The organism is Candidatus Acidiferrales bacterium, from assembly GCA_035934015.1.
GTDB lineage: Bacteria > Acidobacteriota > Terriglobia > Acidiferrales > UBA7541 > DAHUXN01.
In genome coordinates, this window is record DASYYH010000011.1 from 352,056 (window position 1) to 369,663 (window position 17,608).

At 56.4% G+C, this 17,608-nt stretch carries 16 protein-coding genes; 5 read left to right on the forward strand and 11 right to left on the reverse strand.

Annotated features, from left to right (window positions below; all coding sequences use genetic code 11):
• Nucleotides 1–308 precede the first annotated feature (308 nt).
• Nucleotides 309–515 (reverse strand): cold-shock protein, encoded by a 207-nt coding sequence (locus tag VGR81_06620; GenBank protein ID HEV2288610.1) that lies wholly within the window; start codon nt 513–515, stop codon nt 309–311.
• A 360-nt stretch (nt 516–875) separates the two neighbouring features.
• On the opposite strand from VGR81_06620, the gene VGR81_06625 reads away from it, so the two are divergent.
• Nucleotides 876–2,036, forward strand: coding sequence for a serine hydrolase domain-containing protein (locus tag VGR81_06625; GenBank protein HEV2288611.1), 1,161 nt, complete (start codon nt 876–878; stop codon nt 2,034–2,036).
• Nucleotides 2,037–2,043: 7 nt separating this feature from the next.
• Here VGR81_06625 and VGR81_06630 read toward each other — a convergent pair whose 3' ends face one another.
• The 4 genes from VGR81_06630 to kdsA all read right to left on the reverse strand — a co-directional run bounded on the left by VGR81_06630 (nt 2,044) and on the right by kdsA (nt 5,344).
• Entirely contained in the window at nt 2,044–2,847 is an 804-nt protein-coding gene (locus tag VGR81_06630; protein HEV2288612.1) for an SDR family oxidoreductase, read from the reverse strand.
• A 9-nt stretch (nt 2,848–2,856) separates the two neighbouring features.
• Nucleotides 2,857–3,411, reverse strand: a complete 555-nt coding sequence (locus VGR81_06635; GenBank protein HEV2288613.1) for an HAD hydrolase family protein — start codon at nt 3,409–3,411, stop codon at nt 2,857–2,859.
• A 95-nt stretch (nt 3,412–3,506) separates the two neighbouring features.
• The gene (locus tag VGR81_06640) at nt 3,507–4,505 is read right to left on the reverse strand and encodes a KpsF/GutQ family sugar-phosphate isomerase (protein HEV2288614.1); all 999 of its coding nucleotides are present in this window, start codon (nt 4,503–4,505) and stop codon (nt 3,507–3,509) included.
• Nucleotides 4,505–5,344: a 3-deoxy-8-phosphooctulonate synthase gene (gene kdsA / locus VGR81_06645; protein ID HEV2288615.1), complete on the reverse strand. Its 840-nt coding sequence runs from the start codon at nt 5,342–5,344 to the stop codon at nt 4,505–4,507. The genes VGR81_06640 and kdsA overlap by 1 nt, the downstream gene beginning before the upstream one ends.
• 71 nt (nt 5,345–5,415) lie before the next feature.
• Here kdsA and VGR81_06650 point away from each other — a divergent pair, with 71 nt between their 5' ends.
• From VGR81_06650 to VGR81_06660, 3 genes are all read left to right on the forward strand, one after another.
• Complete coding sequence (locus VGR81_06650) at nt 5,416–6,327, forward strand: CPBP family intramembrane glutamic endopeptidase (GenBank protein HEV2288616.1); 912 nt, start codon at nt 5,416–5,418, stop codon at nt 6,325–6,327.
• Between the two features lie 199 nt (nt 6,328–6,526).
• The gene (locus tag VGR81_06655) at nt 6,527–6,739 is read left to right on the forward strand and encodes a hypothetical protein (protein HEV2288617.1); all 213 of its coding nucleotides are present in this window, start codon (nt 6,527–6,529) and stop codon (nt 6,737–6,739) included.
• 120 nt (nt 6,740–6,859) lie between these two features.
• Complete coding sequence (locus VGR81_06660) at nt 6,860–7,069, forward strand: hypothetical protein (protein ID HEV2288618.1); 210 nt, start codon at nt 6,860–6,862, stop codon at nt 7,067–7,069.
• Nucleotides 7,070–7,115: 46 nt separating this feature from the next.
• Here the strand turns inward: VGR81_06660 and VGR81_06665 are convergent, their stop codons facing one another.
• The 6 genes from VGR81_06665 to VGR81_06690 form a co-directional block, all read right to left on the reverse strand.
• Nucleotides 7,116–8,111, reverse strand: a complete 996-nt coding sequence (locus tag VGR81_06665) for a hypothetical protein (GenBank protein HEV2288619.1) — start codon at nt 8,109–8,111, stop codon at nt 7,116–7,118.
• A 6-nt stretch (nt 8,112–8,117) separates the two neighbouring features.
• Nucleotides 8,118–9,776, reverse strand: coding sequence for a CTP synthase (locus tag VGR81_06670; protein ID HEV2288620.1), 1,659 nt, complete (start codon nt 9,774–9,776; stop codon nt 8,118–8,120).
• Nucleotides 9,777–9,971: 195 nt separating this feature from the next.
• Nucleotides 9,972–10,583, reverse strand: coding sequence for a PEP-CTERM sorting domain-containing protein (locus VGR81_06675; protein HEV2288621.1), 612 nt, complete (start codon nt 10,581–10,583; stop codon nt 9,972–9,974).
• Nucleotides 10,584–10,986: 403 nt separating this feature from the next.
• Nucleotides 10,987–11,793: a glutaminyl-peptide cyclotransferase gene (locus tag VGR81_06680; protein ID HEV2288622.1), complete on the reverse strand. Its 807-nt coding sequence runs from the start codon at nt 11,791–11,793 to the stop codon at nt 10,987–10,989.
• A 270-nt stretch (nt 11,794–12,063) separates the two neighbouring features.
• Nucleotides 12,064–13,113, reverse strand: coding sequence for an amidohydrolase family protein (locus VGR81_06685; GenBank protein HEV2288623.1), 1,050 nt, complete (start codon nt 13,111–13,113; stop codon nt 12,064–12,066).
• A gap of 176 nt (nt 13,114–13,289) precedes the next feature.
• On the reverse strand, nt 13,290–14,537 hold the full coding sequence (locus tag VGR81_06690; protein HEV2288624.1) for an MFS transporter: 1,248 nt from the start codon (nt 14,535–14,537) through the stop codon (nt 13,290–13,292).
• A 462-nt stretch (nt 14,538–14,999) separates the two neighbouring features.
• Between VGR81_06690 and VGR81_06695 the strand changes: the two genes are divergently transcribed.
• On the forward strand, nt 15,000–17,450 hold the full coding sequence (locus VGR81_06695; protein HEV2288625.1) for a S9 family peptidase: 2,451 nt from the start codon (nt 15,000–15,002) through the stop codon (nt 17,448–17,450).
• Nucleotides 17,451–17,608: the final 158 nt, after the last annotated feature.

Below are 17,608 nucleotides of genomic sequence, written 5' to 3' on the forward strand. Positions count from 1 at the left end.
ATGGGTTCGCTCACCGAAGGGGACGTCCAGGCAAAATCCGACGCCGATCTCAGGAGAATCATTGTCGAAGGGAACGGCCGCATGCCGCCCGTGAAGCGCCTCTCGCACACAGACGTCGTCAACGTCATCGCATTTGTCCGGAGCTTCAGGAGCACAGGAAAATAATTCTGCGCAGCGAAGTCACTGAGACGGAGGGGAGGAACTGGAATAGAGATTGTGCGCTATGCTCGCTCTGAGCCTCGGCAAATGCGCTACAAATAAAAAATGGGAGCCCGTGGCCACAGGCTCCCATTTTCTTTCGTCACAAATTATAGGCTGGTGACGTTCGCCGCTTGCAAGCCCTTCGGCCCGGACACGACGTCGAATTCGACCGCCTGTCCTTCGTTCAGCGACTTATATCCCTCGGATTGAATCGCCGAGAAGTGGACGAAAACATCTTCGCCCGACTGGCGCTGGATGAACCCGAACCCCTTGCTCGCATTGAACCACTTCACCGTTCCTTGTTCTTTAGACACTTTGTATTTCCTCTTCTTTTTTAAGCTATTTGCGTCTCGAACGCCTCCAGCCGTAAATCAAAAAAGGCCGCGAGTTTGTAACTCGCAGCCCCTTTCATCGAATCCAAAGGTTTTACAAGATCAACAAACGCAACCCTACTCTACCACAACCACGCGCCCCCGCAAAGCGATTTCTTTGAACGATGGCGACTCAATCCGAATTCTTCTGATCGTGATGCAAGCAATCAGAATTCAAACAGACCCGCTCTCCTTCGAACTTTCTTGAGCCTCTCCCCACAAGTTAGACCTTTTTTGACTGGAACCGCCTTCCTTTTTCAGGCACATTCTTTCTGCATCATCTCTACGGGAGTTCGCGCTCGAATGCGTCGAATAGTGTTTCATCTCGGAAAGATTTTACTGTTTTTCGCCTTCGCCTTCTTTTCCGTATCGGCACGCGCACACTCCCCGCAGCCAAGCTCGTCTCAGTCCTCTGACCAAATCGGCGCAATTTTTTCCAGTCTTGTCTCTCCGCAGGAACCCGGCCTCGCCGTACTAGTCCGCAAAGATGGGCGCACAATTTTCGAGCGCGGTTATGGCATGCGCGATCTGCGCTCAGCCCAACCCATCGACTCGCGCACAAATTTCCGTCTCGCCTCGTTCACTAAGCAATTCACCGCCATGGCCATCATGCTCCTCGTTCATGACGGCAAATTGCATTACGACGATCATCTCACCGATATTTTCCCCGAATTCCCCGCCTACGGCCGCACCATCACCATTCGCAATTTGCTCAATCACACCTCGGGCCTCGTCGCCTATGAAGATTTGATGGACAGGCAGTACGCCGGAAAGTCCTGGCAGGAAATTCCGCAGATCTCGGACGCGGGCGTTCTCGCGCTCATGGAACAGCAAACGGGAACGAAATTCCCTCCCGGCACACAGTGGGAGTACAGCAACAGCGGCTATTGCGTTCTTGCGATGGTCATCGAGAAAATCTCAGGCATGCCTTATGCCGATTTTCTGCGCCAGCGGATTTTCGCGCCGCTCGGAATGGACCATACCGTCGCGCACGTCTACGGCAAAGATATCGTTGCCAATCGCGCCTACGGCTACACCAAAGATTCTGGCATCTGGCTTGAAACCGATCAAAGCCCGACTTCCGCCACTCTCGGCGACGGCGGCATCTATACCTCTCTCGACGATCTCGCCAAATGGGATGACGCGCTTCGCAATCAAACTCTGCTCAGCGCCGCCGAATTTCAGCCCGCCATCACTCCCGAAAATTCCGCCGCCGTTTTGCCTTCCGCCGTCGACGATTTGCCCAAAGCCGCCGCCGGCAAACCTTTCGCTTACGGCTTCGGTTGGTTCCTCGATCCTTATCGCGGTTACGCGCGCATGTGGCACTACGGCAGTTCCATCGGCTTCAACACCGTCATCGAGCGCTTCACCGAAAACAATCTCACCATCATCATTCTCGCCAATCGCACCGATCTCGACCTCGCCGCTCTCGCCCTCCGCACCGCCGACCGATACCTACACTAGAAGGATGCTACTGCCGCCGCTCATAAACCTTGAGACTCGCATATCCCGGGTCTGCCTCTGGAATCAGCGCTGGGGCTTCGCCATTTCGTAGGACGAGCACTCGGCCAGCCAGCAAGTCGTCGGTGATCAAATCGACCACTGCTTGCGCAACTTCCTCGAGGCTCAAAAGCGACGCTGGAATTCGCGGATCGCGTCTCTCCTTTGGCGTCAATGCCTCCCAGTAAGTTTTCACTTCGGGCGTCGCGATCCATGCAGGGACGAGGCAATTCACGCGGATGTTTTCCGTCCTGCTCAATCCAGCGAGAGTGGTTGTCAGGCGGAGTACTCCGGCCTTCGCGGTGTCATAAGCCGGTGCGGGCGAATGATCCTTGCCGTGGCTTAGCGCCGAGGTTGAGCTGACGTTGACAATCACACCACCTCCGCGTTTGCGCATCGCCGGCACGCCAAATTCCAAGCCGTAAATCGCCGAGATTAGGTCACCGTGAATCGTCTCATACCATTGTTCGATGGGTGCTTCCGGATGGTACGGCACACCTGAGGCGTTGTTAATCAAGATGTCCACTCCTCCGAACTCCTTCTCGGCGAATGCCATCAGCGCCTGCATGTTGCCCCTCACGTTCACATCGCACCGGCAAAACTTTGCACGCCCTCCTGCTGCTTCAACCCGCCGTACAGTTTCCATGCCGCCCGTTTCATCTATATCGGACACGACAACGTGGCAGCCTTCCGCAGCCAGTCGGCGCGCTTCCGTGCGGCCCGAACCTTCGCCGCCCGAGCCGGTCACTACCGCGACTTTGTTCTTGAGATTCACGTCGGCAACCTACGCCAGCGCCTTCGGAATCGCCGCTTCCCACTTCCCTTGCGCTTTCAAAATCAGCTCGACCACTTCGCGCACCGCGCCTTCTCCGCCTTTCGCTCGCGTGACGTAATGCGCCGTGTACTTTACCTCGGCTGTCGCATTCGCCACGGCAACCGCCAGCCCCGCGCGCGCGAGCAGCGGCAAATCCGGCAAATCGTCTCCTACGTATGCGACTTCCTCGTCCTTCACTCCTGCGCGCCGCAAAATCTCCTCGTATGCTGCCGTCTTTTTCGCCTGCCCCTGATAAACGAATTCAATTCCCGCTTCGCGCGCTCGCTGACTCACGGCCGGCGTATTCCGCCCGGTAATCACGCCGCTCCGCAATCCCACAATCGACGCCAGCTTCAGCCCTGCTCCATCGTGCGAATGGAAAACTTTCATCTCCGCAACGCTGCCATCCGGAAAAGCCTGCAAGCACACATTTCCCTTCGTCAGCACGCCATCCACGTCCATCAGCAGCAGGCGAATCTTCTTCGCTCGCCGCTTCACTCCCGCCGACCTTTTCTTTCTCGCCATTGGAATCTACGTTGTCATTCCGATGAAAATGCGACCAGCATCCGAGTAGGCTTGCCCGCTGTGGCGGGAATCTGCAGTTGCATTTTGGTCGGCATCTAGAACAACTGCAACGTCCACAAATCGTGCAAGTGCACCACACCCTCGACGCGCCTCGCCTCATCCACCACAATCACCGCCGTAATCTTCTTTTCTTCCATCAACCGTAGCGCGCTCGCCGCCAGTTCCGTGCCCTCGAGCGTCACCGGAGTTTTCGTCATACATTCCGCTGCGGTCAAATCCAACGCTTCCTTCTTCCGCTTCTCCATCAGCCGCCGCAAATCTCCATCGGTCACAACGCCGAGTAGCTTCCCGCCGCCGTCTGTCACCACCGCGAGCCCCAATTTCTTGCGGCTGATTTCGTAAATCACATCCGGAATTGCCGCCTGCGGCCCCACGCGCGGAATCGCCTCACCCGTATGCATCACCGACTCGACGCGCCGCAGCTTCGCGCCCAGCCTTCCCTTCGGGTGCAGCGCCGCAAAATCTTCTTCGCGGAACTCGCGCCGCTCGAGCAGCGCAATCGCCAGCGCGTCGCCCATCGCCACCGCCGCTGTCGTCGAAGCCGTCGGCGCCAGATTCAGCGAGCATGCTTCTTCTTTCACCGCGATATCCAGTGTCACGTCGCTCGCCGCCGCCAGCGTCGAACGCCCGTTCCCTGTCATCGTCACCAGCCGAATCCCCAGCCGCTTGATCGGTTCGAGCAGCGCGAGCAACTCCTCTGTCTCGCCGCTCTGCGAAATCGCCAGCACGACGTCTTCGCGCGTCATCATGCCCAGGTCGCCGTGCAACGCCTCCGCCGCATGCAGAAAAATCGAAGGCGTTCCCGTACTCGCCAGCGTCGCCGAAAGTTTCCGTCCGATCAGTCCCGATTTTCCGAGGCCCGTCACCACCACGCGCCCGCCGCACGCGAAAATTAATTCCACCGCGCGCTCGAATCGTTCATCGAGCCGCGCAATCAAATCCGCAATCGCCTCCGCCTCGATTCGCAGCACGCGTTGCGCCGCCGCCAAACTTCCGCGTGCTTTCGCTGGCTTCGCAGCCTTCGACATCTTCATTACTTTTCCCATTCGCGCACCATCGCCGAAATCTTCATCACCCGTTCCACCAGCGGCTCGAATTTTTCCAGCGCCAGCGCGTTCGCTCCGTCCGAAAGCGCCTCTGCCGGATTGTCGTGCACTTCCATAAAAATTCCGTCCACGCCCGCCGCCACGCCCGCGCGCGCCAGCGGCTCGATGAACTCCGGCTGCCCGCCGCTCGATTTGCCCTGCCCGCCCGGAAGCTGTACCGAATGCGTCACGTCAAAAACCACCGGAAATCCTAGCTTGCGCAGAATCGGAAACGACCGCATGTCCACCACCAGATTCTGATATCCAAACGATGCTCCGCGCTCCGTCACAATGATTTTCTCGTTCCCCGTGCTCGCGATTTTTTCCACCGCGTTGCCCATCTCCCACGGCGACACAAACTGTCCTTTCTTCACGTTCACCGCTCGCCCCGTTTCCCCCGCCGCGATCAGCAAATCCGTCTGTCGGCACAAGAACGCCGGAATCTGAATCACGTCGCAAACTTCCGCCGCCGGTCCTGCTTGCGATGTCTCATGCACATCCGCCAAGATCGGCAGCCCGAATTTCTCTTTCACCTTCGCCAGAATCCGCAGCCCTTCCTTCAGCCCCGGCCCTCGAAACGAATTCACCGACGATCGATTCGCTTTGTCATACGACGCTTTGAAAATCAGCGGCACATCCAGTTTTCGTGCTGCCGCCGCGAGCCGCTCCGCCATCGTCATAGCGTGCTTTTCACTCTCGATGACGCACGGCCCCGCGATCACGAAAAGGGGCGCGCCCGCTCCCATCGCAATCTTGCCTACCGAAAATTTGTGCCTCTTCTCGCTCATCGCCTCATTTCCACGCCTATCATGCCCTAACATTGACTCCCGCGAGCACAAAAAGATACTCTCTCGGGGCCATGTCTCTGCGCCGAATCTTCCTGACCGACCGTGGAATCCGTGCCGGCTGGCGCTTGCTCATTTGGCTCGCGATTGTTTTCGGCATAGAATTCGTTCTCTACTACGCTGTCCAACAGCCGCTTCATGTTTCGCCCACTAGCACGACCCCCGGCAATCATTCCTTCCTGGACCCTGCCTGGAGCCTTGTCGTCCAGGCTTCCGATCTCATCTCTGTCCTCGTCGCCTCGCTCATTCTGGCTCGCATCGAACACGCCTCACTCAGCGACTATTACATTCCAACTCGCAATATTTTCGGCCGCCAGCTCTGGGTAGGTTCACTCTGGGGCCTTCTGGCTGTTTCGCTTTTGATAGGACTCATCGCTGTTTTTCACGGCTACCGCATTATCGGCCTGGCCATCCACGGCCGTCCGCTTGTTCATGCTGTTTTTTGGTGGCTGATCCAGGCATTCGCTATCGGCTTCTCCGAAGAATTCCTTTTCCGCTCTTACTTGCTCCGCACTCTCGCGGATGGCATCCGTTTTTGGCCTGCCGCTGTCCTGATCGCCATCAGCTTTGGTTCTCTTCATTATTTTTTCAAGTCTTACGAACGCTGGGAAGATTTCGCCTGCACCGCCCTTTTCAGCCTCTTCTGCTGCCTCACGATTCGCCGCACGGGCTCCCTCAAATTCGCCATCGGCTTCCACGCCGCCTTCGACTGGGGTGCGATATTCTTGTTTTCTGGAAAAAATGGCGGCGAGTTTGCCCCCGGCCATCTCCTTCAAACTTCCTGGACCGGCCCCGACTGGCTCACCGGTGGCATGCTCGGCCCAGAAGCCAGTTGGTTCGTCTTCCTCGTTATCGCACTCGTCTTCCTTCTCTTCCCCCGCTTCTATCCTTCATCCTCCTCCAATCCGACACCGCAATCTCCCTGACCTTCCCGTCCTTTCGTCCAATTAATCCACTCAGCACAGCTTTCGTCGCCGTCCTTGCTCCGCAAAATCGTCCCCGTGAAAATTGAGTCGAGGTATTTTCATGCACTGTCCTCGCTGCAAGATCGTGCTGCCGGACCACGCATTTTCTTGCCCAAAATGCCGTACCGAATTCGCTTCATCCCGCCGTGGGAGTTCGCATTTGCTCCGAACGGTTCTCCTTCTTGTCTTGCTTGTCGCTCTGGTAGTTTGGGCGTATCGTTCCGGACGTTTCCACAATCTTCTCAAGTTCGCGCCCTTGAAATCCGCACACGCCGAATCCATCCCCGGCGCACGCTTTCGCATGGGCGCCAGCAGGTTTGCTTCCTTGCGCTCCACCGTTGTGGATGCCGCCGCAACTCTGCATTACTCCTAGCAGTCCATCTCGTTCAACTCTCGCGCAACCGCCTGCCGCCTGCGCCAAACCGCAAGAAGCTTGATTCCTCGCCATTTTTTTCGTATTAAGGGGTTATAGATTGCCCTTCGGAGGTGCCTCATGCGTGCGGATCGCGTCGATGTTTCCTGGGATGCTCAAAAATCGCAGTGGCTCGTTCGCATTACGAGTGGCGAAGAGGTTCTCCGTCGCCACGTGAAGTTGCCGAACAACGCCGATGCTGCCGCGCTTCAAGCCGCCGCGCGGCAGACTGTCTCCGACGAAGGCTACGAAGTCGACCCGTCGCAAATCACCGTCGCCCGCTCCGCCTAACGCACACCCCGTGCTGGCGGAAATCCATCCTCTGTCGGTTGTGCGCTTACTTAACCTCGAAGACTTCTACCTTGGCGTCTCGAATCAACGCGAGTTCGTGGCCGTCTGGCGAAAGAGCTGGCGGTAAAACAGTTGGGGAGTGTCGAGGGTCCCAATGCATCTCAAATAATTGCTGTCCCGAATCCGTATCAAAGACTCGCACGCGAACGAAATTGTACGGCCTGCTGCTGTCAATATCCAAAAAATTCACGATTCTGTTCCATCGCGTATACGACTCCTCGACGGCACAAAATCGCTCACCAGAGCGATTAGCTACCACCGTTGTCTCATATTGAGCAGTAACCGGAATCGAATATAAAACGCTGCCGCCCACTCTCTGAATTGGCACTTGTCGTACATCACCTTCTCCGATCTCGGCCACCGTGTCGTGATTTATCCATTCGTGGCCGTCGAACAAAATCCCTCCCTTGAAAATATCCACTTTGAGATTCGACGGCGCAGGGTGGTTCAATACTTGGAGCGTCGATGCATCAAGCAAGTCGGTTTCGCTTCGCATGTTGCCGCCAACGAGCAACCTCGTTCCCCCAGGAAGCACGCGAACAGGGCCATAAGTGGCGAATGGCGTTCCGCAAATTAGCTGAGGCGTGCAGACATGCAAACCCTGCCGATTGAGAACCACGAACTGATCATCCTGAGTCGCTTGCACGGAGCTGTGACTCTTTTCGACCGCGTACAATGCTGTCCTGACCACCTTCTGCTGCTTAATGTCAAATAATAGGAGCTTGGACGGGGGTTCGTCATACTTGAGCGGATGAATCGGAGCCGAACTCCCATCATTGACACTGACGAGTAGAAGATTGTCGGAGAGAAACTGTACTTCCGTATAAGCGGCGACACCGCCGATCCTTTGCTTATTCGGGAAACCATATGGACCAAGGTCACCAACGAGAATAAGCTTCCCGGTCTCTTTTCCGGCGGCCACTAGCGAAATTGCTGCTACGGTGAGAGCCGCAATTAGGACAGCCGCGATGCGGGTGAACATAGCAGCTTAGTCCGCGGATGTGGCAGGGACGTGGGCCGCTCGCTGCGGCGCGCTCCGTTTCTTGCGATGTTCGACAGCCGCTCCAATAAACGCCGCGAACAGCGGATGCGGCGCGAGTGGCTTCGATTTGAACTCCGGATGGAACTGGCAGCCTAAAAACCACGGATGGTCCGGCGCCTCGATAATCTCGACGTACACTCCGTCCGGCGTCTTTCCCGTGATTTTGAATCCCGCCGCCTTCAGTTGCGGCTCATAGTCGCGATTGAATTCGTAGCGGTGCCGGTGCCGCTCGGAAATTTCCGTCGCGCCATACGCGCGCGCGGCAAACGAATCCGCGTCGAGTTTGCACGGCCACGCGCCCAGTCGCATCGTCCCGCCCATTTCGTCCACGCCGAGCAGTTCGCGCAGTTTGTAAATCACGCGATAGGGTGTCTGCGCATCGAACTCCGTTGAATTTGCATTCGTCAGCCCTGCAACGTGCCGCGCATATTCAATCGTCGCGCATTGCATTCCCAGGCAAATCCCCAAAAATGGCAGTTTCTTCTCGCGCGCATACTGAATTGCAAAAATCATTCCTTCGATCCCGCGCTTTCCAAATCCTCCCGGCACCAGAATCGCGTCCATGTGCCGCAGCCGTTGCTCCGCCATCTCCAGTGACTCGATTTCGCTCGACTCCACCCATTCAATCGTCACGCGCGCGCGGTGCGGCAATCCTCCGTGCATCAGCGCCTCGCGCAAACTCTTGTACGCATCTTCGAGCTGCACATATTTTCCGACCACGCCGATCCGCACTTCGCCTTCCGGATGCTCCAGCCGCTCCAGCATCGCCAGCCACTTCGACATATCCCGAGGCCCCGACTGCAAATGCAGCAGCCGCAAAATCTGTTCGTCGAGTCCTTCCGCCACCAGCGACATCGGCACTTCGTAAATATTCCGCACATCCGGCGCGGAAATCACGCTCGAAGCCGGCACGTTGCAGAAAAGCGCGATCTTCGCCTTCAGCTCCGGCGCAATTGGATGATCGCTGCGGCACAGCAAAATATCCGGCTGGATTCCGATGCTCAGCAATTCCTTCACGCTATGCTGCGTCGGCTTCGTTTTGTGCTCGCCCGCCGTCGGAATGAACGGGACCAGCGTCAGGTGCACATAAATTGCATTCTCCGGCCCCAGCTCCAATCGCATCTGCCGTATCGCTTCCAGAAACGGCAGCGACTCGATGTCGCCCACCGTTCCGCCGATTTCCACGATCACCACGTCCACGTCGTCCGCCACTTTGCGAAACGCCGCTTTAATTTCATCCGTGACGTGCGGAATCACCTGCACGGTTTTTCCCAGATAATCTCCGCGCCGCTCCTTCGCCAGAATCGACTCGTAGATTCTCCCCGTTGTCCAATTGTGATCGCGCGTCAGTTTGGCATTTGTGAAGCGTTCGTAGTGTCCCAGGTCGAGGTCCGTCTCCGCGCCGTCATCCGTCACGTACACTTCGCCGTGCTGATAGGGCGACATCGTTCCCGGATCAACGTTCAGGTAGGGATCGCACTTCTGGAGGGTGACTTTCAGGCCTCGCGATTCCAACAGGCAGCCCATCGAGGCCGCCGCCACTCCTTTGCCGAGAGAGGAAACCACGCCACCCGTTACAAACACATACTTCGGGCGCGTTACCAAGGCTTCCGCGATTCCTCCTGGCTAAGGTAGGCGCAACTCGTACAAATCATTATCGCCGTCTCGCCCGCTGCTGTCAACGGAGAGTTTGCAAACAAAACTTCAAATCAAAAAATTTCTCGCGAAAAATGTGCGCGCAATAAAAAAGCCTGCTTGCAATTACGCAAGCAGGCTTCCTTGAAAAAAATCTGTCTAGTTCTAAAGGCCAAGCCGGCGGCGAACCACGAAGCCGAGCCCGAGAAGTCCGGTCCCGAGGAGCGCTAATGAGCTAGGCTCCGGAGTCGGGAACGTGCTCGTCGTAACGGCCAGCGACTCGCTCCACGGAGTCGTCAGCACGCTGCCAGTGGCGGATACGTCGAATCCAATAAAAATCGTCCCTTGCGCCACCGAAGAGTAGCTGTAGCTCAGCGGGCCGGTAAAGGTCCCCGTCCCCAGGCTCACTAGGGCGATGTTATATCCGCCAGACGACGGGCTGAATGACTGCGTCGAGGGATAGTTGTGCTGATTGTCCACGAAGCCCAAGAAGTTGCCTACGGTGCATCCCGTCTTTACCTTGCTAGTGCAAGGAGTGCCCTGCCATGCGCCAGAGCTGGAAGGCGTCAGGATCGCGATGTAGGCCGTCCCGCCGTTGTACTTACCATTTGACATGATAAGGTCGAAGGTCCCCGATGAGCTCGTCGTCGTCTGGATCCCGCCCGCCGCACACGTTATACTGGTGCACTGTATCTGCAATGGGTCGGCGCTTGACCTCATCGCCCCCAGAGAGACGGCAACCGCCGCCGCAGCCAACATGAACAAAAACTTCCTCATCGAAAGCACCTCGCACGAAATTTAAAAATACCCTGCATGACAACCTCGCAATCCGTGTTCCAAAATTGCGGCATATCGCGATTTTTTTGCCAAACTACTAAGCCCTTGAAATGAAAGCGGTTAATCAATCGGCTAGGTAAGTTCTAAAACTCATGCGAAACTTACGCATACGCAAAGACTTTCACCTTCAGGAGACATTAATTCCAAAGCCTTGCATAGGCTCGACTGCTCTCAGATCGCCGAAGAAAACCTGCAGGAAGGCTTGGTCCTTGAATTCATCGAATTCATCTGATTCGACTGGGATTGGGAACTCGCGTGGACTCGTCGGAAGCTAAACAAAGAGCGGCCCGGAGCAAAAATGCCTTCAGTGCAACCCCACGTCGTGCCGCGGCATGGCTCCACTCTAACGCCGGCTCGCTTTCTTCCTCACAATTTGTATCTCAAACAGCGTCGGCCAGAGCTTTCCAGTCACGAAAAGCCGGTCGCTCTTCGCATCGTACGCAATTCCGTTCAGCACCGCGTCCGAATTTGCCCTCTCATTCTCCGGAAGCAGCCCCGTCAGGTCGATCCACCCCGTCACGTGCCCATCCTGTGGCGAAATGATCGCGATGTAATCCGTCTGCCACACGTTCGCATAAATCTCGCCGTGAATGTATTCCAGTTCATTGAGGTCGTGGACTTCCACTCCCCCATCGGTCACATCAATGTGCCTCACCTCGTGGAAATCCTGCGGGTCTAGAAAATAAAGCGTCGAACTGCCATCGCTCAAAATCAGATTCGTTCCGTCTTGCGTTAGCCCCCAGCCTTCCCATGGATACTGAAACGTCCGCAGCAAGCGGAAACTGGCGCGGTCGTAGACAAAGCCCGTGTGCGCCTTCCACGTCAGTTGCACGAGCGTATTTCCCCAATTCGTCAGCCCTTCGCCGAATAAATTCTGCGGCAAATTATATTGCTGCACGACTTTTCCGCTTTTCAGCTCGACCTTCCGCACCGAAGATTTCCCGTTCAATCCAGTGCTCTCGTAAAGAAATCCGTCCAGATAGATCAATCCTTGCGTGAACGCCGCCGGATCGTGCGAATACGTGTGCACGATGCGATATCCGTACTTCGCGGCTTTCTTTTGGGCGTCGTGCGCGGTCGCCGGAAAGAAAATGAAAATCGAAATGACCAAGAAGCAGGAGAAAATCGTGACTCTGTTCGCGTGGCTCATTTCGGCATCGCTAAATTATCAGATGCCGCGTTCCGCTTCTACGTAAAACCCAAAGCCGGTGATGCGGCGCTCGAAGTTTTCTTTACGCGACAGGCTAGGCGTAAGCGTATTGTCAGCGACCTATATTCTCGTGGGGGCTGCGAAGTCGCTGAAAAGGACCGCAGGAACCGTTCTCTGTGGGCAAATTTGTGGGTAAGAATTCTCGCGTTGCAACCACCCACTGTGACTGGGCGATGGATACTATCCTAACTGGCTTGCAGACCGTGCGCTTTAGCTGTTCTTTAGCCGTGGCAGCAGAGTCAGCGCGTTGTCGCGCCCAATCAGTCGGAGATCATCTTCGGAGAAGCCGAGTTTCATCATGCCTTCAGCGGTTTCGGCGAGGGGTACGAATGGATCGTCGCTGCCAAAAAGAATCTGTGTCGTGGGAACGAGACTGGTGAGTGCCGCAATAGCTGGTCGAAAGGCAGTACCAGCGATGTCGTAATGGAGGCGTTTAAGTTCGTATTCGATTCCGTTGGGGGCTTTGTCGGCGATGTTTTTAGTGGCGTATTGGTGCATACGACCGAGCAGCATCGGCACGTTTCCGCCCGCGTGCGTAAAGATGAAGCGAATATCGGGGAACTTCGCAAATGTACCTGTAAACAGCAGATTCGTGACCGCACGAGCGGTCTCTTGGGGAATCTCGAACATATACGGAGAGACATCCGGCAGCAATGTGCGGCAGCACGAGGAGATGGTCGGATGCACGAAAACGACGGATTTGCGCCGATTGAGTTCCTCGAAAACTGGCTGGTACTCGGGATGACCCAACCACTTGTCGTCGTAGCTGGTGATTAGATGAATTCCGTCCGCCTTAAGCACGCTATAGGCGTAGTCGATTTCGCGAAGGCTCGTCTCGGTATCTGGAAGCGGGAGGGCGGCAAACAGACCGAAGCGCCCCCGGTGGCTCCGTACCACATCGGCGGCGTATTCGTTCGCTCGCCGCGCCGCGCCCGTTGCCGCCTGTCGGTCACCGAACCAAAGAATACTCGATGTGACAGACAAAACAGCCGTCGCTACTCCGTGCTTGTCCATCACTGCTAGTGCTTGCTCCGGAGTCCAGCTATAAATTCGGCCGCCGCCCGCAACACCCGTGCCTTCTGGATGTTCAGCAAAATAGAAAGGCGGGACGAAGTGATGATGTACATCGATCAGACCGCTCTTCGGGGCGGGCGCTGTTTGCGCAAAGACCGACATGAAACGTCCAGCGCCAGAAAATGTCAGCGCACCTAATCCCGCTGCATTTTGCAAAAAGCTGCGACGGCTGTGTTTGATGTCCACGGGAACCTTCCTCGCCCGGCATTCTACCTCAAAGATGCGGATCAGTAAGCGGCAGAGAGAAAGCGCTCAACATTAGCTAATTACCTTCCCGGCCGAGAGCATCTGTTTCATCTTTTGGACTCGGCGGGCGCGGAAGCACGCCAGACCTTCTAGCTAGTTTGCAGCTGTCAATTGTTTCATGGGATCGTGCTTGCGCGTGCCATGGCGTGCGAATCTGCAACTCGGCGCAATTTCAAACCGTAAGCCATGAAAACCACAGCAACAACTCCAAACACGAGCAGGTTGGCTCCGGCATCAATCCAGAGCAGCCCGTGCATTCCGAATCTGCCGAAGCCAAAACCATCGAGTCTGATCATGTAGAGGAGAGGGATCGTCACAATCGCGTTGAGCACGCTATACAGCGTACTGGCATCACCGGTTTCGACTCCAACAATCTCCACGACTAACGCCGTGCTTCGCGCCCAACACAAGCCTTGCGTCACCAAGTAAAGCGCCGTTCCAGCCAGATAGATGGACGGCCGATTTGCCACCAAGAGCACGAATGCAGCAAGGGCGTTCGTCAGTCCCGCTGCCGCGTAAGTAAATCTTCGATCCCAGTTGCCGGGAATCAGAGCGCCACCGAGTGATCCCAACGCGAGCAATGCTCCTCCACCCACGCCATTCATCCACATCACGCCGGATGTGCCCACCCCGTAATGCGAGGCGACCGCAGGCAGAAGGATCTGGGCAGCGCCCGTTCCGCCTGGTGCAAGGAGAAGAAGGGTGCCCCATCGGCGCTCCGGGGAGCGGACAACCGCCCATAACTCTTTGCCGATTTGAGGAAGGCGGCCTTGGAACCATGCAGATGGCTGGGGCGAGGGTTCAGCTATGGTGAAGGCCACAAGTCCCGGCAGAGCGACCAGAATCGCGACACATACTCCGACAGTAGCTACAGGCACGCGCGCTGCAAGCCAGAGAATGACGGCTGCGCCGAGCGCACCTCCGCCTAACTGCCCTGCCATCATCCAACCCGCGGCTTTCGATTGAGCCGATTCCGATAGAGTCTTCACGATCAGTCCGCCGCAAGCTGCCCCAACTAAGAAAGTGATGAGACCGCCAGCGAGGACGAGCGCAGTCATCAGAATCAAATGCGAAGCGCCGATCAACGGGAAATATAGGCAGGCAGAAAGGGCGGTGCCAAAACTCGCGAGCACCAGCCAAGTCCTGCGGCGGAACTTGATGTCCACGATGGGGGCAAAGAGGAAGCCGATGACTCCGGGCAGGTTGATGATCGAACTGATGCTGGCGATCCGATCCACCGGGACGCCAGCCTGCGCAAGTAGCAAGGGAAAGGCTGTGAAGTTGAAGCCGACCACGACGATACCGAGAGGCAGGATCAGTAGGCTGAAAAGCCAAGGCGAAGGTGGCTTGCGCAGTTCGCGCATGGGCAGGAATCATACCAGTTCTGGGGTCGTCCCAAGCTCACTGGACGAGATCAGAACTTGCGGTGCGGAATGAGCGCCGAATCGCCGCCGATCCGGTGCCCATCTCAGTACGCGCGAATCAGACACGGAAGCTGATCCGCATTGGCAGCCCCAATCTCTTTGGTTGTCATTCCGAACCGGCCGCATTTCGGCCGCGTGAGGCATGCTCGCCGTGGCGGCAATCTGCTGTTGGTTTCGAGAGTGCCTATCCTGCTCGCCCCGCTCGCGCCTGCCCGCCATGGCGACCTCCCGAGTCGCGCTATTCCCGGGTGGATGTTTGAATTCTCTGGCTCGTAACACACGCAATCAATATTCAAACTGACTCTTGCCGTACACCTGTTCGCACGCCTCACTGATTTTTCGTGACTCTCGTCATTTCATGGGTAAAAATGCCGCGGTCATAATTTTCGTGAGGAGCCTTGCATGGATCGTGAATCTCGCATTTCGCGCCGCCTCTTCCTGCGAGCCACTGCCCTGACCGGCGCCGGCGCGGCTATCACTGGCGGGCTTTCCCCGTTCCGCGAATTGGATGCCGCCGTTCCTACCCCTCCTGTTTCATCCGCCGGTTCCCAACAATCTTCCGCTCTTCCTCCCGCCTCTCTCAACGAATGGATCGAGCACATTTTTTCCTCACGCGAATTTCTCGGCGAACGTTTCGGCCCCGCGCGCTGGGATGAAGGCGGAAAATCCTTCACCATCCTTGAACGCTCCCTCGACGATGGCGAGACGCAGGAGCTTGCGCGCTACGAAACTGCAACCGGCGCGCGCACCGTCCTTTTCTCTTCCGCCGATTTGATTCCCTCGGGCGCGAAAGTGCCTTTGCCCGTGGACGATTTCCAATGGTCGCAGGACCGCGAGAAACTCCTGATCTACACGAACTCTGCGCGTGTCTGGCGCGAAAATACGCGCGGCGATTATTGGGTCCTCGATCGCCAGTCAAAAAAATTGCGCAAGCTCGGAGGCGACGTCGCCCCATCCACACTCATGTTTGCGAAATTTTCCTCCGATGGCTCTCGTGTCGCGTATGTTCGCGCGAATAATATTTATGTCGAGGAGGTCGCCTCCGGAAAAATCAAGCAGCTCACCCCCGACGGCAACGAAACCGTCATCAACGGCACATCTGACTGGGTCTATGAAGAAGAGTTCGACGTGCGCGATGGTTTTCGCTGGAGCCCCGATGGCCGCACCATCGCTTTTTTCCAGTTTGATTCCAGCCCCGTCCGCGAATTTTCCATGATCAACAATCTCGGCGCAGGCTTTCGCGACCCGGTCACGCAGATTCCCTATCCGGAATTCGGTGTCTATCCAAAGGTCTGGACCTACCGCATTCCTTCCGCCGGCACGCCGAATTCCAACGTTCGCATCGGCATCGTGGACATCGATAAGGGAAACACGAAATGGCTCAACGTCGTCGGCGATTCGGAAAAATCCTATCTCCCGCGCATGGACTGGACCGGCAACGGAAATGACATTCTTCTCCAGCACATCAATCGCCGCCAGAACCAGGATGATCTTTATCTCACCGATGGCCATAGCGGCCACACGCGTCAGATTCTCCGCGAGGAAGACGCCGCTTGGGTTGACGTGAACGAAGATACGCGGTGGCTCGCAAAATATAATGGCTTTCTTTGGGTCAGCGAGCGCGATGGCTGGCGCCACGTTTATATCGTTGCGCGCGATGGCAGCGGTGCGCGCCTTGTCACGCGCGGCAATTTCGATGTCATCGAAGTTCTCGCCGCCGACCCTGCGCAAGACTTCCTCTACTTTATTGCTTCGCCGGATAATGCCACGCAGCATTTTCTGTTTCGTACGCGCATGGACGGCAGCGCTGCGCCCGAGCGCCTCACTCCCGCGAGCATGCCCGGCGTGCATCACTATGATATTTCTCCGGATTGCCAGTGGGCGTTTCATTCGTATTCGTCCTTCGATGTTCCGCCGATCACCGAACTCATCAGCCTTCCCGATCATCGCGCCGTGCGCGTGATGGCCGGCAATGCAGCATTGCTTGAGAAAATAAAAGTTCTCGTCAAGCAGCCTGTGGAATTTTTTCAAGTGGATATCGGCGAAGGCGTGACGCTCGATGCGTGGATGATCAAGCCCGCCGATTTTGATCCGTCGCGCAAGTATCCGATTCTTTTCAACGTCTATGGAGAACCTGCGGCGCAAACGGTTCTCGATGCATGGCATGGCGCTGGGAGCTTGTATCATCGCGCCATCGCGAATCACGGATATCTGATCGCCTCCGTTGATAATCGCGGGACGCCCGCGCCGAAAGGACGCGCATGGCGAAAAATAATTTACGGCGCCGTCGGCGTGCTTTCTTCGAAAGAGCAAGCCGCGGCTGTGCGCGCGATTGCGAAAGATCGCTCGTACGTGGATATGGATCGCGTTGGTGTGTGGGGCTGGAGCGGCGGCGGAACAAACACTTTGAATTTGATGTTTCGCTCGCCGGAAATTTATCGCGTGGGCATGTCCGTTGCGCCGGTTCCCGATCAGCGCATCTACGACACAATTTATCAAGAGCGCTACATGGGATTGCCGCAAGAAAATGTCGACGGCTACAGAGCAGGTTCGGCAATTAATTTCGCGGAAGGATTGCAAGGAAGACTTTTGCTCGTGCACGGCACCGGCGACGACAATGTTCACTACGCCGGATCGCAGTTGCTCGTCGATCGCATGATCGAACTTGGAAAATCTTTCGACTTCATGACGTATCCGAATCGCACGCACGGCATTTCCGAAGGCGCGGGAACCACAGTGCACATTTTCAAACTTCTCGCGCGGCATCTCATCGCGCATCTTCCTGCGGGGCCGGCGCCGCGAACGATGACGCTGTTTCTGAACGAAAAAGCGAAACAGGTTTCGCGGGGATAATTCAAGAAGGCGATTTTCAATTCAAGGCCGAAAAGAGACAAATTGGCCTGGTCGCGTTATTGATTACAAAGAACTTAAGGAAACTCGCCGTAAATTGGCCTGTATGATTTTCCCCTGAATTGGACTGGTTGAGTGATTTTTGAATTTTTGTGTTTTGG

What these genes read in the sequence shown, in the direction of transcription:
- VGR81_06660 (HEV2288618.1), top strand. Translation starts at nt 6,860, where the DNA reads ATGCGTGCGGATCGCGTCGATGTTTCCTGGGATGCTCAAAAATCGCAG.
- VGR81_06675 (HEV2288621.1), bottom strand. Translation starts at nt 10,583, where the DNA reads ATGAGGAAGTTTTTGTTCATGTTGGCTGCGGCGGCGGTTGCCGTCTCT.
- VGR81_06690 (HEV2288624.1), bottom strand. Translation starts at nt 14,537, where the DNA reads ATGCGCGAACTGCGCAAGCCACCTTCGCCTTGGCTTTTCAGCCTACTG.
- VGR81_06680 (HEV2288622.1), bottom strand. Translation starts at nt 11,793, where the DNA reads ATGAGCCACGCGAACAGAGTCACGATTTTCTCCTGCTTCTTGGTCATT.
- kdsA (HEV2288615.1), bottom strand. Translation starts at nt 5,344, where the DNA reads ATGAGCGAGAAGAGGCACAAATTTTCGGTAGGCAAGATTGCGATGGGA.
- VGR81_06650 (HEV2288616.1), top strand. Translation starts at nt 5,416, where the DNA reads ATGTCTCTGCGCCGAATCTTCCTGACCGACCGTGGAATCCGTGCCGGC.
- VGR81_06695 (HEV2288625.1), top strand. Translation starts at nt 15,000, where the DNA reads ATGGATCGTGAATCTCGCATTTCGCGCCGCCTCTTCCTGCGAGCCACT.
- VGR81_06635 (HEV2288613.1), bottom strand. Translation starts at nt 3,411, where the DNA reads ATGGCGAGAAAGAAAAGGTCGGCGGGAGTGAAGCGGCGAGCGAAGAAG.
- VGR81_06625 (HEV2288611.1), top strand. Translation starts at nt 876, where the DNA reads ATGCGTCGAATAGTGTTTCATCTCGGAAAGATTTTACTGTTTTTCGCC.
- VGR81_06640 (HEV2288614.1), bottom strand. Translation starts at nt 4,505, where the DNA reads ATGAAGATGTCGAAGGCTGCGAAGCCAGCGAAAGCACGCGGAAGTTTG.
- VGR81_06665 (HEV2288619.1), bottom strand. Translation starts at nt 8,111, where the DNA reads ATGTTCACCCGCATCGCGGCTGTCCTAATTGCGGCTCTCACCGTAGCA.